Annotated in this window: 18 protein-coding genes; 9 read left to right on the plus strand and 9 right to left on the minus strand. The window is 67.1% G+C overall.

Features of this window, described 5'->3' with window-relative positions; all coding sequences use genetic code 11:
- Positions 1–18 precede the first annotated feature (18 nt).
- Both FQ377_RS03350 and FQ377_RS03355 read left to right on the plus strand, forming a co-directional pair.
- Complete coding sequence (locus FQ377_RS03350; protein WP_148599790.1) at positions 19–1,110, plus strand: WD40/YVTN/BNR-like repeat-containing protein; 1,092 nt, start codon at positions 19–21, stop codon at positions 1,108–1,110.
- Positions 1,111–1,123: 13 nt separating this feature from the next.
- Positions 1,124–1,411 carry a MoaD/ThiS family protein gene (locus FQ377_RS03355; RefSeq protein ID WP_148599791.1) on the plus strand — a complete coding sequence of 96 codons (288 nt, stop codon included), beginning with the start codon at positions 1,124–1,126 and terminating at the stop codon, positions 1,409–1,411.
- Positions 1,412–1,429: 18 nt separating this feature from the next.
- Here the strand turns inward: FQ377_RS03355 and FQ377_RS03360 are convergent, their stop codons facing one another.
- Positions 1,430–3,223, minus strand: coding sequence for a hypothetical protein (locus FQ377_RS03360; protein ID WP_148599792.1), 1,794 nt, complete (start codon positions 3,221–3,223; stop codon positions 1,430–1,432).
- A gap of 270 nt (positions 3,224–3,493) precedes the next feature.
- On the opposite strand from FQ377_RS03360, the gene FQ377_RS03365 reads away from it, so the two are divergent.
- The 5 genes from FQ377_RS03365 to FQ377_RS03385 all read left to right on the plus strand — a co-directional run bounded on the left by FQ377_RS03365 (position 3,494) and on the right by FQ377_RS03385 (position 6,994).
- Positions 3,494–4,351, plus strand: coding sequence for a hypothetical protein (locus FQ377_RS03365; protein ID WP_148599793.1), 858 nt, complete (start codon positions 3,494–3,496; stop codon positions 4,349–4,351).
- Positions 4,351–4,800 carry a phage holin family protein gene (locus FQ377_RS03370; protein WP_148599794.1) on the plus strand — a complete coding sequence of 150 codons (450 nt, stop codon included), beginning with the start codon at positions 4,351–4,353 and terminating at the stop codon, positions 4,798–4,800. Before FQ377_RS03365 ends, FQ377_RS03370 begins: the two co-directional genes overlap by 1 nt.
- Positions 4,797–5,429, plus strand: coding sequence for a DUF3618 domain-containing protein (locus tag FQ377_RS03375; RefSeq protein ID WP_148599795.1), 633 nt, complete (start codon positions 4,797–4,799; stop codon positions 5,427–5,429). The genes FQ377_RS03370 and FQ377_RS03375 overlap by 4 nt, the downstream gene beginning before the upstream one ends.
- Before the next feature lie 163 nt (positions 5,430–5,592).
- The gene (locus FQ377_RS03380) at positions 5,593–6,486 is read left to right on the plus strand and encodes a DUF2382 domain-containing protein (RefSeq protein ID WP_148599796.1); all 894 of its coding nucleotides are present in this window, start codon (positions 5,593–5,595) and stop codon (positions 6,484–6,486) included.
- An 85-nt stretch (positions 6,487–6,571) separates the two neighbouring features.
- Positions 6,572–6,994: a MarR family winged helix-turn-helix transcriptional regulator gene (locus FQ377_RS03385; protein ID WP_187393239.1), complete on the plus strand. Its 423-nt coding sequence runs from the start codon at positions 6,572–6,574 to the stop codon at positions 6,992–6,994.
- Here FQ377_RS03385 and dnaB read toward each other — a convergent pair.
- From dnaB to FQ377_RS03415, 6 genes are all read right to left on the minus strand, one after another.
- Positions 6,991–8,367: a replicative DNA helicase gene (gene dnaB / locus FQ377_RS03390; protein ID WP_148599798.1), complete on the minus strand. Its 1,377-nt coding sequence runs from the start codon at positions 8,365–8,367 to the stop codon at positions 6,991–6,993. The two genes, FQ377_RS03385 and dnaB, sit on opposite strands and share 4 nt — an antisense overlap.
- Before the next feature lie 499 nt (positions 8,368–8,866).
- Entirely contained in the window at positions 8,867–9,316 is a 450-nt protein-coding gene (gene rplI, locus FQ377_RS03395; RefSeq protein ID WP_148599799.1) for a 50S ribosomal protein L9, read from the minus strand.
- 15 nt (positions 9,317–9,331) lie between these two features.
- The gene (gene rpsR, locus FQ377_RS03400) at positions 9,332–9,571 is read right to left on the minus strand and encodes a 30S ribosomal protein S18 (protein WP_005273147.1); all 240 of its coding nucleotides are present in this window, start codon (positions 9,569–9,571) and stop codon (positions 9,332–9,334) included.
- A 105-nt stretch (positions 9,572–9,676) separates the two neighbouring features.
- Complete coding sequence (locus FQ377_RS03405) at positions 9,677–10,246, minus strand: single-stranded DNA-binding protein (RefSeq protein WP_148599800.1); 570 nt, start codon at positions 10,244–10,246, stop codon at positions 9,677–9,679.
- Positions 10,247–10,305: 59 nt separating this feature from the next.
- Complete coding sequence (rpsF, locus tag FQ377_RS03410) at positions 10,306–10,611, minus strand: 30S ribosomal protein S6 (protein WP_148599801.1); 306 nt, start codon at positions 10,609–10,611, stop codon at positions 10,306–10,308.
- A gap of 164 nt (positions 10,612–10,775) precedes the next feature.
- On the minus strand, positions 10,776–12,059 hold the full coding sequence (locus tag FQ377_RS03415) for a M18 family aminopeptidase (RefSeq protein ID WP_148599802.1): 1,284 nt from the start codon (positions 12,057–12,059) through the stop codon (positions 10,776–10,778).
- Positions 12,060–12,289: 230 nt separating this feature from the next.
- On the opposite strand from FQ377_RS03415, the gene FQ377_RS03420 reads away from it, so the two are divergent.
- Together FQ377_RS03420 and FQ377_RS03425 are read left to right on the plus strand one after the other, a co-directional pair.
- Positions 12,290–12,925, plus strand: coding sequence for a TasA family protein (locus tag FQ377_RS03420; protein ID WP_148599803.1), 636 nt, complete (start codon positions 12,290–12,292; stop codon positions 12,923–12,925).
- Between the two features lie 70 nt (positions 12,926–12,995).
- Positions 12,996–13,442, plus strand: a complete 447-nt coding sequence (locus FQ377_RS03425; RefSeq protein WP_148599804.1) for a hypothetical protein — start codon at positions 12,996–12,998, stop codon at positions 13,440–13,442.
- A 20-nt stretch (positions 13,443–13,462) separates the two neighbouring features.
- Here FQ377_RS03425 and FQ377_RS03430 read toward each other — a convergent pair whose 3' ends face one another.
- Positions 13,463–14,170, minus strand: a complete 708-nt coding sequence (locus tag FQ377_RS03430) for a response regulator (RefSeq protein WP_262364242.1) — start codon at positions 14,168–14,170, stop codon at positions 13,463–13,465.
- Entirely contained in the window at positions 14,109–15,410 is a 1,302-nt protein-coding gene (locus FQ377_RS03435; RefSeq protein WP_262364243.1) for a sensor histidine kinase, read from the minus strand. Before FQ377_RS03435 ends, FQ377_RS03430 begins: the two co-directional genes overlap by 62 nt.
- Positions 15,411–15,439: the final 29 nt, after the last annotated feature.

Genomic DNA, 15,439 nt, shown 5'->3' on the forward strand with positions numbered 1-15,439 from the left:
GATTCCGAGGGAGCCGACATGACAGCCGCAGGAACCACCCTTCTCGCCATAGGTACCAAGAAGGGCCTGTGGCTCGCCGCGAGCTCCGACCGCGAGAGCTGGACCCTGAGCGAACCGAAGTTCCTCATGGAGGAGATCGCGAGCATCGGCATCGACACCCGCGGATCCCGCACGAGGTTGTTCGTGGGCCGGATGTCGTGGCACTTCGGTCCCTGCATCGCGCACTCCGACGATCTCGGTGAGACCTGGACGGAGCCGCAGGAGGGCAGTATCCGGTTCGGCGCCGACGACGGCGAGGCGCTCGAACGGATCTGGCAGATCCAGCCCGACTCGGAGGACCGGCCCGGCGTCGTCTGGGCCGGTTGCCAACCGATCTCCGTCTGGAAGTCCGTTGACCACGGCCAGACCTTCGAACTCAACCGGGGGCTCTGGGACCACCCGCACCGCACCGAATGGGGTGCGGGCTTCGGTGGGGCCGCCGCCCATACGGTGTTGCCGAGCCCGGCGGACGAGACCATACACGTGGCGATGAGTACAGGAGGCGTCTATCGCTCCGATGACGGCGGGGCGTCGTGGCAACCGCGCAACAGCGGGATCAGCGCCTATTTCATGCCGGATCCGGACCCCGAATTCGGTCAGTGCGTGCACAGGGTGGCACGCGACGTGGACCCCGACCACCTCTTCGCGCAGAACCACCACGGAGTGTACCGGTCCATGGACCGCGGGGACTCCTGGCAATCCATCGCCGCCGGCCTGCCGGCCGATTTCGGCTTCGTGATGCTCTCCCACCCGCACAGGAGCGGGACCGCCTGGGTCATCCCCCTCAAGGCCGACGGCGAGCGGATCCCGCCCGACGGCCGACTCATGGTGCACCGGACGGAGGACAGCGGGACCACCTGGCAGGCGACCGACGCCGGACTTCCGGCCGCCGACTACAACGCCGTGCTTCGCGACGCCGCCTGCGTGGACACCGCACCGACCCCAGGTGTCTATTTCGGGACCCGGGGCGGGGCGGTCTACGCCAGCATGGACGAGGGCCGCTCCTTCCGTGAGGTGGCGAGCCATCTGCCGGACGTCCTGTCGGTCCGGGCCGCCGTCGTTCCCGCCTGACCGGTCGCCCGGAATGCCCGCGGTCACCGTCCTGATCCCCACCCTCCTCCGCCCCTACCTGGACGGGCGGAGCGAGATCGGCGTCGACCTGCCGGCCCGGGGCGACCTCTCGTCCGTCCTGGACACACTCTGCGAGGGACGCCCGCTCCTCGAGCAGCGGATCCGTGCGGAGACGGGTGCGCTGCGGCGCTATGTGAACATCTTCGTGGACGGTGAGGACGTCCGTCGTCTGGGCGGCCTGGACACGGAGGTGCTCCCGGGTGCAACAGTCATGATCATCCAGTCTGTGGCCGGAGGTTGAGCGTCGGCAGGACGAGAGCTACTGGTAGGTCACGAGCCAGGGCTTCGGAGTCACGGTCGTATAGGTCTGCTCGGGGCTGAGGGTCGGTTTGTCCTCGTCGTAGAAGTTCTTCCACGAGGGCCAGATCCCCTCCGGCATGTTGGCCTGCAGGACCGACCACGTGTTCAGCTTCTCCCCCGGCGTCCCGTGCCCGTCGGCATGGAGTGTGAAGGCCAGCTCGCTGTGCGAGGTATCGAGCTTTTCGCGCCCGTCGATCATGTCCAGCCGGAACTGGTGGACCATCATGACCTTCTGCGGGAGATCGTTCTCGCGCGTCAGGTCCGCCAGCCAGGCCGACGTGGTGTTGATCTCCTCCGCATCGACGGATCCGATCTGCTGAAGCGGGAGCTGGCCCGGGGCAAGCCTCCACTCGGGGTCGAGCGCCAGCCCCACCGTGGGACGCTCGAGCAGTTCCTCGTAGAGCTTCACCTGGGAGAGGAAGTCCGTGCGGCCCGACTGGAAGTCGAGCACCACGTAGACCCCCGCCTCCTCGGCGGCGTCGACCCAGGGGATCAGGTCCTCGATCGCCGTCTCGCTGGAATAGTCGCCGTCGTCCCCTGCATCCGCGCTGGCCACTGTGGTGATCAGATCGATGGCCGGGATCACGGGTTCGTCGCTGAACGGCTGGTACTGCGCGGCCAGCTCCTTGACCCTGACCATGGCGGCTTTGCTGTCCTGCTCTCCCAGTGCGCCGAGGTACGGGCCGTCAGGGTGTCCGTAGAGCGCCACCATGCGCCTACCCGGGAAAACGGTCTGGCCGCCGCCGGGTAGTTCGATGCCGGTAGCCGCCACGCTCACCCGGGCCGCGAACTCCGTCTCGCTGCCGAACTCGTCACCCACCGCGTAGACCGCCGTGTCGGCGTGCTCGCCGACGGCGTCGACCGAGGCCGAGGTTGCACGGGGATCGCCCTCGGCGAGGATGCGCACATCCGCTCCCGCCGCTCGCGCCGTTGCCAGGGACGCGGGATCCGAGGCTGCAGTGGCCAGGACGAGGGCGGCGGCGTCCTCCTCCGGCGCCTCGAAGTCGGGCAGGTCCTCGGCGGTCGCCTGCTCCGCGAGATCGGGGCCGGCGGACGACGCCCCCGAGGTCGGCCCGGTCGGTGCGGGGCCGGACGGCGCCGGAGCGGCCGGTGCGGCACCGGACGGAGCGCTCTCCGGGGACGGTGGAGGTGTGAGCTCCAGCAGCTGCAGGTCCTCGCTCTCCAGCCCGGTGACAGTACGGACGAGATCCGCGGGCTCCACCGGCGTTGGCTCCGCCGTCACGCCGATCACGGACGAGAAGCCCTCGGCCGCCGTGGGCCCCGCGAGCAGGTCACGTGCCTGCCCCAGCGCGGTCCAGTCGGCAGTGGGGTCGCCGTAACCGACGATGCTGTCCACGCCGAGTCGGTCCAGCTCCGCGGTGACGTCGGCGATCCCCGACTCTCCCGGCCCGACGACCAGCAGTGGCACCCGGAGGCCCACGGCGGCACTCGCGGCAGGTCCGAGATCCGTAGCAGGCAGCGAGGCGTCCGCGTCCTCCGTCAGGACGACCGCCACCGGGCTGCGGTCGAAGAGTGCGCGGCTCGTCGCGAGTGAGAGCTCACCGGTGGAGCCACGGAGCACGAGGCGCTGGGACGCATCATCGGCGGAGAGGACCACATCGGCGTCCTGCTGCTCCTCGGTCTCGACGGCGTCCGGCGAGGGCGGCTCGGAATCCGAGCATCCGGAGACCGCCACGAGTCCGACGAGGGTGAGTCCGGCGAGGGTTCGCCTGCTGCGGGAGGAGATGGTCATCGCCTGCTTTCGTGAAGGGGATCTGACATCGAGGGTACGCGGATACCCGCCGGGTTCGGCGCCTGAGTCCGGGCGGCCCGCGGCTCCGGCGCCGACCGGACGGACATCAACCGCCCCGCACTTGGGAAGACACACCCGTACTCGTGGTTGCATCGGAGAACCTAAGCATGCTTAGGTTTAAGGATACGTTCCGGTCACGGGCCACGCCCCTACACCGGAAACCACGATTGAGCGTCCGTTCGATGGGCAATGTCAAGGTTAGGAATGAACATGACTACGCAGAATTGGCCGCAGGACCCCCTGGTCCCCTCCACCACCGGGAACGAGTCCTCCACGTCGGATCTCGGCACCACACACCTGGGCGCCGGGGACTCCACCTCCGGTTCCGACGCTTCGCGGACGGGTGCTGCGAAGGATCAGGCGAAGAAGGTGGGCGAGGACGGCAAGCACGCCGCCAAGAACGTCGCCGGTACCGCCGCGTCGGAGGCGAAGGGTGTGGCAGCCGAAGCCGGTGCGCAGGCCAAGGATCTTCTCGGTACCGTGACGTCGGAGGTCAAGAGCCAGGCCGGCGCCCAGCAGCAGAACATCTCGAAGGGACTGCGCTCGGCCTCGGAGGAACTGAAGTCGATGGCCGACGGGTCGGACAACCACACGGTGTCCAATCTTGTGCACCAGGCCTCCGAGCGTGCGGACTCCGTGGCGAGCTGGCTCGAGGGCCGCGACGCCTCTGAGCTCCTCGAGGACGTGAAGTCCTACGCACGCCGCAAGCCGGGTATGTTCCTCCTCCTCGCCGGAGGCGCAGGTGTCCTCGTGGGGCGTCTCACCCGGGGCGTCACGGGCAACCGGGACTCGGACACGACATCCTCCTCTGCGCAGGGCCCGGCACGGACCACCACCCCCCGTACGTCGTCGGACACCTCGACGACCGACGGGTACGCGGGCTACACCGAGGTGGATGCCGATGCCTACAGCGGCACACCCGCCACCGCAGGTATGGACGACCGGAGGCAGGAGCGCACCGAGCGCGATTCGAGTCCTGCGTTCGTGGACCCTGCCGACGAGTACCCGACCATCCCACCGGGAACGCCGCCCGTCGGTATCCGTCCGAACGACGGAGGCCTGCGCTGATGACTGAGACATCCGTCGGAGGCGCCCACCAGGCTTCTGCCCGTCCGGGGCCGGATACGACGACCGGAGGACCCGACCGCTCTCTCGGAGAGATCCTCGGCGAGGTCACGAAGGATCTGTCCACGCTGATGCGCCAGGAGGTGGCTCTGGCGAAAGCCGAAGCGACCGAGTCGGCGAAGAATGCAGGAAAAGGCGCAGGTATGTTCGCCGGTGCCGCCGTCGGCGGCCACTTCGTCCTCCTGTTCCTCTCTCTCGCAGCCATGTGGGGCCTCGGAGAGCTCATGGCACTCGGCTGGGCCGCTCTGATCGTCGCCGCGGTCTGGGCGATCATCGCCGCAGTACTGGCGCTGACGGGCAAGAAGGACATGAAGAAGGTCAAGGGTCTGCCGCAGACAGCGGAGACCATCAAGGAAATTCCGCCGACACTGAAACCAGGTGAGACACGATGAGCCAGTCCCCCGATGAGATCCGTGCCGAGATCGAGCGCACCCGACAGGCACTCGGTTCCGACGTCGACGAGATGGCCGACCGGGTGAACCCCTCGAACATCGCGCACCGCCAGACCGAGAAGGTGAAGCACGGTTTCAGCAACGTGAAGGAGACGGTCATGGGCAAGGCAGAGAACGTCAAGGAATCCGTGCTCGGCAAGGCGGAGGACGTCAAGGACTCGGCTCGGGATCACACCGGGCAGGCCAGGAACGCGATGAGTGGCGGGGCCGGGACCTCCCGTTCCACCACGGCCTCCGCGAAGGAGAAGGCTGCCGGCAATCCGCTTGCCGCCGGTCTGATCGCCTTCGGTGCCGGCCTCCTCGTCGCCTCCCTCATCCCTGCCAGCCAGAAGGAGCAGGAGGTCGCATCGCAGCTCAAGGAGCAGGCTGCTCCCCTGAAGGAGAAGGTCACCGACGCCGCCAAGCAGATCGGCGAGGAGGTCAGGGATCCCGCCCAGAAGGCCGCCCAGTCGGTGAAGGAATCCGCGACGGACTCGGCGCAGACCGTCAAGGAAGAGGGACAGCAGGCCGCAGGAGACGTGAAGGGCAGTGCACAGGACGCCCAGTCACGAGTGCAGCAGCAGAAGTAGCGGGCTGCGACCTCCGGTGGAGGGGCAGCAAATACTAAGCGTGCTTTCAATTCACTGCTAAGTGTGCTTACTCTAGAGGTCGGTGGTTCGCCGGAGCAGGATCCCGACGCAGCCTGAAGCCGGCAGTTCCACACCCTCACAGGTTCAACAGAAGGAGAACGACATGATCAACCAGGAACATATCGACACCCTGCTCAGCAATGGCGGCGACGTCCTCGGGTCCGACGGAGACAAGATCGGATCGGTCGGTCAGATCTACCTCGACGACCAGACCGGTGACCCCAGCTGGGTCACGGCGAAGACGGGCCTCTTCGGCACGTCCGAGTCCTTCGTTCCGCTGCAGGACGCCACCGTGGAGGGCAACGACGTGCGTGTGCCCTACACCAAGGCCCAGGTCAAGGATGCTCCCCGCGTGGAGTCCGACGGCAACCTCAGCCCGGAGGAAGAGGATCGCCTCTACCGCCACTACGAGATCGGTGGCGGGGTGACGGGCGATCGCACCGACACGACGACCGGCATGGTCGACAACGATCGCGACCTCGACGCGAACGCAGGGCGCCACGCAGGTACGGCGGACGCCGGCATGACCGGTCGCACCGACGACCGCGATGCTGCCGGCTTCGACTCCGCACGCGAGACCGTGGGACACGACACCTCGGGACCCACCACCGACGACGCCATGACGCGTTCGGAAGAGCAGCTTCATGTCGGCACCGAGCGTACCGAAGCAGGCCGCGCACGTATGCGCAAGTATGTCGTCACGGAGAACGTCAGCAAGACCGTGCCGGTGAGCCATGAGGAGGTCCGCGTGGTCAGCGAGCCCATCACGGACGCCAATCGCGGGAACGCCCACGACGGGCCGTCCATCAGCGAGGAGGAGCACGAAGTGACCCTCCACGCCGAGCGCGTCGTCGCCGACAAGGAGACGGTTCCCGTAGAGCGGGTCCGCCTCGACAAGGAGACCGTCACCGAGAATGAGACGGTCAGCGACGAAGTACGCAAGGAAAAGATCGAGGTCGAGGGCGCCGATGAGAGGCGCACCGACAACAACCGCTGAGTAACCGTTCAGCAGGGGAGGGCTCGGGGCGTTGCTCCGAGCCCTCCTGCATTTCCAGGGTCATCAAGGGTAAGGACACGCAATCGTGCCGGAGTTGAACGAATGGTCGACCAGCCGCCTGCTCACCACAGCGGCCCGTATCGTCGAACACTCATGGAACGAGAAGCTCCTGAGCATCGGCATCACCCACGCGGGGCTCACCACGCTGGGTGTCCTCGAGCGGGAGGGCACGGTGACGGGCGTACGCCTGGCACAGCTGGTCCACGTCCAGGCCCAGACGGTCGGACGGACTCTCGACCGCCTCGAGAAGCGGGGCCTCGTCACCCGGCTGCGGAACAGCGCAGATCGGCGCAGCCAGCGCATCACCATCACCGCAGCAGGTGTCAGTGCGATCGAACAGGCCAAGAACATCGAACACGAGCTCATGGCCGACGACGGTCTGGCCTCGCAGGAGCTTCGCGACGGTCTTGCGACCGTGATCAACGAACTCGGACCGAAGAAGGACTAGTACCCGCTGTTGTCGGCGGCCATGTTGTTGAAGCGGGAATAGTGGCCCTGGAAGCCGACGACGATCGTCTTCGTGGGACCGTTGCGGTGTTTGGCCACGATCACGTCCGCCTCACCCGCGCGGGCTGATTCCTTGTCGTACACATCGTCGCGGTGCAGCAGGATCACCATGTCGGCGTCCTGCTCGATCGATCCCGACTCACGCAGATCGGACACCTGCGGGCGCTTGTCGGTACGCTGCTCCGACCCACGGTTGAGCTGCGACAGGGCAACCACGGGCACATTCAGTTCCTTGGCGAGCAGCTTCAGCGCCCGGGAGAACTCCGATACCTCCTGTTGACGGGATTCGACACGCTTGCCGGAGGACATGAGCTGGAGATAGTCCAGCACCACGAGCTTCAGGTCGTGTCGCTGCTTCAGGCGCCGGCACTTGGCCCTGATCTCCATGAGGGACATGTTGGGGCTGTCGTCGATGAAGAGCGGGGCGTCGTTCATGCGGCCCATGGTGGTGGCGATCTTGCCCCACTGCTCGTCCTTGATGGTGCCCTTGCGTAGGTCCTGCAGGCCGATGGTGGCTTCGGCCGACAGGAGCCGCATCGCGATCTCGTTGCGGCCCATCTCGAGCGAGAAGAAGACGGTGGCCATGTTGTGCTTGATGGCTGCGGACCTCGCCCAGTCCAGGGCGAAGGTCGATTTGCCCATTGCGGGGCGGGCAGCGACGACGATCATCTGGCCCCCGTGCAGTCCCTGCGTCAACTCGTCGAGTTCGTAGAATCCAGTGGGAACGCCTGTCATTCCCTCCCCACGATGTCCCGCGGACTCGATCTCGTCGACCGTGCCCTCGATGATGTCCTTGAGGGCCACGTAGTCCTCGGCCGTGCGGCGTTCGGCGACGGCATAGACCTCGGCCTGGGCGGCATTGACCAGGTCGTCCACCTCGCCGTCGTTCGAGTAGCCCAGTTGGACGATCTTCGTGCCCGCGTCCACGAGGCGGCGCAGCACGGCCCGCTCTCGGACGATCTCGGCGTAGAAGCCCGCATTGGCGGCCGTCGGCACGGACTGGATGAGGGTGTGGAGGTAGGCGGGCCCACCGATCCGCGAGATCTCCCCGCGCTTGGTGAGTTCGTCGGAGACGGTCACGGCGTCGGCGGGCTCCCCGCGCCCGTAGAGGTCGATGATCGCCTCGTAGATGCTCTCGTGTGCCGGACGATAGAAGTCGAGCCCCCTGAGCACCTCCACGCAGTCCGCGATGGCGTCCTTCGACAGCATCATGCCCCCGAGGACGGATTGCTCCGCGACGAGATCCTGTGGCGGCGTCCGGGAGAACTCCGGATGCCGGGTGTCCGTCGATGAATCTGCATGTGCCAGGGACACTGAACGGCCTTCCTCGTATTATAGAAACGCTGTCCGCCACGGCGGACGCCGGACACCCGGCCCGGGCCTGATAGGACAAGGCCTATCACCCGTCACCCTCACTATCGGGAGTCATCCGCCACCGTAACCCCGCCAGGACGCTGACCGAAATGCTGGACCAACAGGGGGTGTGGGTAAGTGTGAATAAGCTGTGGATTGCGCGGCGTGTCTTGTGCACAGGATGGGGACAACGCTGTGGACAACTATTTTTACCGCTGCTCGAACCGAGTCTGACGTGGGAAAACTTTATACAGACCCTGTGGAGCGAAAGTATTTTTCCGGTCCGCCATCCACAGAGACCATGTTGACAAAGACCCCGGATTGCCTCCGGTCCTGCGCCGCGACGGATCAGCGGCGGCGCTCCCGCGGCGCCGGACCGCGCTGGTTCCAGCAGGACCGACGACAAAGGAAGCCCCCACCGAAGTGGGGGCTTCCTGGACCTGCTGAGGGGTCGTGCGAGCTAGCTGGCGACGACGTCCAGATCGATCACTGCGGCGACGTCCTCGTGCAGACGGACATTCGCCTGGTAGGAGCCGACCGACTTGATGTGCGCCGGGAGCTCTACCTTGCGCTTGTCGATCTTGCCCAGACCGGCGGCCTCGACCGCCTTCGCGACGTCGTCCGTCTTGACCGTCCCGAACAGGCGGCCGGAGCCACCCGCCTTCACGGTCAGGGTGACGGGCTTCGCCGACAGGGCGGCAGCCTGGCGCTGAGCGTCCTCGAGCGAGGCATGCTCCCGCGCGGACCGCGCCGCCTTGATCGAGTCGACCTGCTTCTCGCCACCCTTGCTCCATGTGAGGGCGAAGCCACGGGGCAGAAGATAGTTACGTGCGTAACCGTTCTTCACCTCGACGACGTCGCCTGCAGCACCGAGCCCGGTGACTTCCTGGGTCAGAATGAGTTTCGACATGGTGTGTCCCTTTCCCTAGCCGCGACCGGCGCCGGAGTACGGCAGCAGTGCGACCTCGCGGGCGTTCTTGATTGCCTGGGCGATCTTGCGCTGCTCCTGCACGGTCACGCCGGTGACGCGACGTGCGCGGATCTTTCCGCGATCGGAGATGAACTTGCGCAGCAGAGCTACGTCCTTGTAGTCGATGACGGTGACATCAGCGGCCTTGAGGGGATTGGACTTTGGTTTGGGCTTACGGAGTTCAGCCTTGGCCATCGTGGTGCTCCTTCTTCTGTTGGAGCCCGCAGAACGATTCTGCGGGATGGGAAGTACAAGTCACGCGAGTGACTGCGGTAGCGATCCCGGGAACGGGACCGTCACCTAGAAGGGTGGCTCGGAGTCGGGGCCATTGCCCCAACCCTGTGAGTTACCACCCGAGTTTCCACCCGAGGGGGCGCCCCAGGGGTCGTCCGCCGGCTGCTGGGACTGCTGTCCGCCGCCCCAGCCGGAACCCGACTGCGCGTTCGACCCGCCACCGTTGCCCCCGGAGTTACCTCCGAAGCCCCCGCTGTTACCACCGCCGGAGCGCTGGGTGCGGGTGACCTTGGCGGACGCGTAGCGCAGGGACGGACCGATCTCGTCCACCTCGAGTTCCATCACCGTGCGCTTCTCGCCCTCCTTGGTGTCGAAGGATCGCGACTTCAGTCGGCCCTGGGCAACCACTCGGGTTCCCTTGGTCAGGGTCTCGGCGACGTTCTCCGCCGCTTCACGCCATACCGAGGCGCGGAGGAACAGCGTTTCGCCGTCCTTCCAGTCGCTCGTCTGACGATCGAACGTGCGGGGAGTGGACGCGATGGTGAAGTTGGCGACCGCCGAACCCGACGGCGTGAAACGCAGTTCGGGGTCATTGGTCAGATTGCCGACCACCGTGATGACTGTCTCGCCTGCCATGGTGCCTCCTTGGGTCACGTCCCGCCGGAGCGGGCTGGATGGAAAGAGCTCTGCCGAAATTATTCGGCGGAGACCTTCTGCTCCTCGGGGCGGATGATCTTGGTCCGCATGATCGTCTCGTTGAGACTCAGCTGGCGGTCCAGTTCGGACGCCACGGCCGGGGTGGCGGTGAAGTTGACGACGGCGTAGATGCCCTCGGTCTTCTTCTGGATCTCGTAGGCGAAGCGCCGACGTCCCCAGATGTCCACCTTGTCCACCGTGCCGCCGCCATTGCGGACCACGTTCAGGAACTTCTCGAGTGTCGGGTCGATGGAACGTTCCTCGACATCGGGGTCGATGATGACCATCAATTCATATGCACGCATGTGTGAACCCACCTCCTCTGGGCTGAGCGGTCACGGTCTTTCCGCAACAGGAGGTTCTCTAGCGTTGATCCGGCCGCTGCCGGCGATAGGTACCGCCGGCAGTCCGTCGCACGGACGAATCAATGATACCGGACTAATGGTCCGCGCCGAACCTGCCAGGGGCGCTACCGCCCGTCGCCGAAGAAGCGGAGGGTGACCGCTGCGAGATGTCCGGGATCATCCACCCCGCAGAGTTCCCGCGCGGAATGCATGGACAGCAGAGGGGTCCCGACGTCGACGGTCCGGATGCCCAGCCGCGTCGCGGTCAGCGGGCCGATGGTGGAGCCGCACGGCATCATATTGTTGGAGACGAACTCCTGATAGGGCACATCGGCCGCGCGGCAGAGGTCCGCCCAGTAGGCGGCACCCGCCGCATCCGTGGTGTAGCGCTGATTGGCGTTGATCTTCAGGAGCGGGCCCCCGTTGAGCACGGGCAGATTCACGGGATCGTGACGCTCTGCGTAATTGGGGTGCACGGCGTGGCCGGCGTCGGCCGAGACGCAGAACGACGACGCCATGGCTCGGAGCCGCTCCTCTGCTCCAGCTCCGAGACCGAGCGAGATCCGGTACAGGACGTCCTCGAGCAACGGCCCGCTCGCACCCGAGCGCGAGGCGCTGCCGACCTCCTCGTGGTCGAAGGCCGCCAGCACGGCGATCGGTCCCTCCGAGGGCCCCGTCGTGGCGGTCTCGATGATCGCGGTGAGGCCGGCGTGGACCGAGGAGAGATTGTCGAGCCGACCCGAGGCGAAGAATGCGCCGTCGGCACCGAAGACGCGCGGCTCCTGGGTGTCGGCGACCACGACGTCGAATCCACCCACCTCCAGCGGGTCCACTCCTGCCCCTTCGGCGAGGAGACCGAGCAGATCGGCGTCCAGCGGATCTCCCAGACCCCACACCGGATTCATGTGACGCTGCTTGTCGAGCGTGAGCCCGTCGTTCACCGCCCGGTCGAGGTGGACGGCGAGCTGCGGGAAGCGCAGCAATGGTCCGGTGTGCACGAGGTGCTCCGTGCCGTCGAGCAGTGTCAGGCGGCCTGCGAGCGCGAGTTCGCGGTCCAGCCAGGAGTTCAGCAGCGGACCCCCGTACACCTCGACGCCGGCCTGCAGCCAGCCGTACTTCCCGGTGGTGGGCTTCGGCTTGAGCTTGAACGACGGCGAATCGGTGTGTGCCCCGAGGATGTGGAACGCCGTCGTGGGCCCGGCGCCCGGCGGGACCACCCAGGCGATGAGGGCCCCGTCGCGGATGACGAAGTAGCTGCCGACACCGCCCTGCCAGGCCTCGCGCTCCTCCAGCTGTACGAACCCCTTCGCCCTGAGGCGCCGTCCGGCCTCCGCCGCGGCGTGATAGCTCGATGGTGACGCCGCGACATAGGCGCCGAGATCCTGGATGTGGGCTGGGGTGGGGCTCATGGTCCGATTCAACCAGATACCGTTCGTGACCCTCCGTCATACGGGGCACTCCTTCGCCCTGCCTTCACCTGTTCTTCGGTTTGGACCTACTCTTCGGTGTTCCTTCGCGCATGATTCGAGGGTACGGCGGGTCCGGGTTGAGCTTCGATGCCCATATTTGATACCAGAAGCACCGGATCCCGCTGGGGGAACCGGGCCCCACCGATCGATCCTCACGAAAAGGTCTCACCATGGCTCGCATGTCCCGCATCTCGATGAAGTCCACCTCCGGCAAGGTCCTCGCCTCGGTCGCGCTGCTCGGCGTCGCCGCGTCCGTCGCGGGCCTGGGCACCTACGGTTCGTTCACCTCCACCACCTCCGCCAGCGAGACCGTGAGCGCCGGCACGGTCGACGTCCAGCTCGGTGCTGCAGGAACGGCGGCCAACCGCCTCACCGTCGCTGCCGTCAACATCGTGCCCGGCGACAGCGTCCAGCGCGTGGCAGCCATCACCAACACGGGCAGCCAGAGCTTCGGCGGCATCACCCTGAGCACCGCCCCGGTCGGCTCACCGTCCAAGCTCACCACCGACGCCGTCAACGGCCTCCAGCTCACGGTCGACTCCTGCAGTGTCCCCTGGACCGAGACCGGCACCGCGCCCGCCTACACCTACACCTGCGCGGGGACCGTCACGAGCATCCTGCCGAGCCGCGCGATCATCGGCACCGATGTCACACTCCCCGGCCTCGCCTCGATGGCCCCGGGCAAGGCGGACAACCTGCGCTTCACGTCCACCCTCCCGGTCGCCGCCGACAACACGTTCCAGGGCCTCACGAGCACCGTGAACTTCACGTTCACCGCCACGCAGCGCGCAGCCACCAGCCGCTAGTCCAGGAGCGGGAGCCCTCGGCAGAGGGCGCCCGCTGCCGCATCCTAGTGACCACCGAGGGAATCCGACCATGAGCCGACACCATGCAGGCGGAACCACCCGCCTCCCGCGCCGACTGCGGTTCCTCGCGAAGCTGCTGCTCGTCGTCGTCGTCGTCACCTGGGCACCCACGGTTGCGCAGGCGGCCTTCTCCACCACGGAGGCGGCCGTGGTCTCGGTGGGCACGTACGACGTCCCCGCACCGACCGGCGTCGACGCCTCACCGAAATGCGCCACGTCCTCACCCCGGTCGGCCACCGTGACGATCAGGAACTTCACCGCTGTGCAGCGCGCGACAGGCTACACCGTGACGCTCACGGGGCCGAGCGGCAGGGTGCAGTCGGCCGCCCTGGACGCCAAGACGAGGACGACGACGATCTCAGTGTCCTCCTCCACGAACGGCAAGTACCTGCTCTCCCTCCAGGCCAAGGTGGGAGCGTGGACCGGGGACACCGTGACCTACACCTTCACCTGCTGACCTGCCCGGTACAAGCGCTCTCAGGAAACCGGACCGGGCACGACGATCCCGTTCTCGTAGGCGAACACCACGGCCTGCACGCGGTCCCGCAGGCCGAGCTTCGTGAGGATCCGGCGGACATGCGTCTTGATGGTGGCCTCGGACAGGAAGAAGGTCGAAGCGAGTTCGGCGTTGGAGAGGCCTCCGGCAACGGCCTGCAGCACCTCGTTCTCACGCGGCGTCAGTTCGGCGATCCGCGGATCCCGGACCGTCGCGGTAGCCGGTGGAAGAGAGCGGACGTAGGTCTCGAGCAGTCGCTGGGTGACACGGGGCGCCACGACGGCGTCACCGCTCGCGACGACCCGCACCGCATGGACCAGTTCCTGCGGAGCCACGTCCTTCAGGAGGAATGCAGAGGCCCCGGCCTGCAGGCCGGCGAAGGCATACTCGTCCAGATCGAACGTGGTCAGGATGATGATGCGCGAGCACGAGCCCGACGCCGTGATCTGCCGGGTGGCCTCGATCCCGTCGCCACGCGGCATCCGTACATCCATGAGGACGACGTCGGGACAGAGCTGGGCCGAGAGCCTCACCGCCTCGTCGCCGGTGGACGCCTCGCCTGCGATCTCCAGATCGGACTCGCCCTCGAGGATGAGCCTGAAGCCCATCCTCAGCAGCGGCTGGTCGTCAGCGAGCAGAACCCTGATCGGCGTATCCGGGCCGGACTGCATGGTCTCCTGCGTGGTCATCTTTCTCGTTCCCCCGTTGGTTCCCCGACTCGCCGTCGGGGATTGTCAGCTGAACATCCACCACCCAGCCCCCGGACGGCCGGCGGCCGCACTCCACGGAGCCCGCGTAGATCGCTGCGCGTTCGCGCATGCCCTCGAGTCCCTGACCGGAGCCGAACGAGGCGACCGGCTCCATGGGGCTTCCGCCGTCGTCCGCGATGCGCAGCGTGACCGCCCGCCCGGTCCTCGTGATCCGGATGTCCACCAGCGTAACGCCCTTGCCATAGCGCAGGACGTTGGTGAGCGACTCCTGCAGGATCCGATAGATGGTGAGCTGGAAGGCTGGATCCTCGGGCAGGAGCGGACCGCTGGTGGTCACCCGCAGCGGTAGACCTGCCGCCCTGAAGCCGTCGAGGAGCTGGGTCACGGAACTCGACGCCGGCAGTGGTGCCGGTGCGTCGACGTCCGCCCGCAGCAGCCCGAGTACGCGGCGCATGTCCGCGAGCGCGGTCCGGCCGGCGGCGGAGAGCTCCCCCAGCACGGCCTCGGCACGTGTCGGATCGCGCTTCATGACGACGGCTGCGCCGTCCGACAGGGCCACCATGACCGTGAGTGAGTGGGCGACGACATCGTGCATCTCCCGGGCGATCCTGGTGCGCTCGCTTGCGGAGGCCAGCTCCGCGTTGCGTGCCGCCCAGTCACGCAGCTCCCGCTCGTGCTCGCGATCGCGCCGCACGGTGATCCCGATCCCGGCCGCCGCGGCGAGGATCATCACCACGAAACCGGCGAGCAGCCAGCTGACCCAGGGTGCCTCGGCGAACGCGGTGGCAGGCAGGAGCAGAACAGCGGCGAGGGACAGTGCCGCGGCGGCAACGGATGCAGCGAACGCTCGGCGCAGCGGGTAGGCCGTGGCCACGGAGTACAGGGCGAAGGCCGTGGCCGCGCCACTGCTACCCACACCCTCGGTGAGGAAGCTCAGCGGCAGATCGAGGACGGCGACGAACGCCAGCACCGCCAGCGGCCTCGACCGGCGGAACGCCAGGGCGCTCCCGGCCAGGACGACGCCCGCGAGAGCCAGCCAGGTCCCCTCGTCGGCCGCCATGAAGAGGGCGTCGGGGAGGGTCAGGACCAGGAAGGCAAGGATGACGACGGCGTCCATCGCGCGGGGGCGCGTGCGGAAGTACCTCCGGACAGGCCCCAGCCGGCGCGCATTGAGCTCGGTGAAGGAGACCGCGCCCGTTCGCACGGTCGTCCCCGTCACCGGGGGTCTCTCATCCACGGGACCGGCTC

The organism is Arthrobacter echini (assembly GCF_008107445.1).
GTDB classification, from domain to species: Bacteria; Actinomycetota; Actinomycetes; order Actinomycetales; family Micrococcaceae; genus Arthrobacter_D; species Arthrobacter_D echini_A.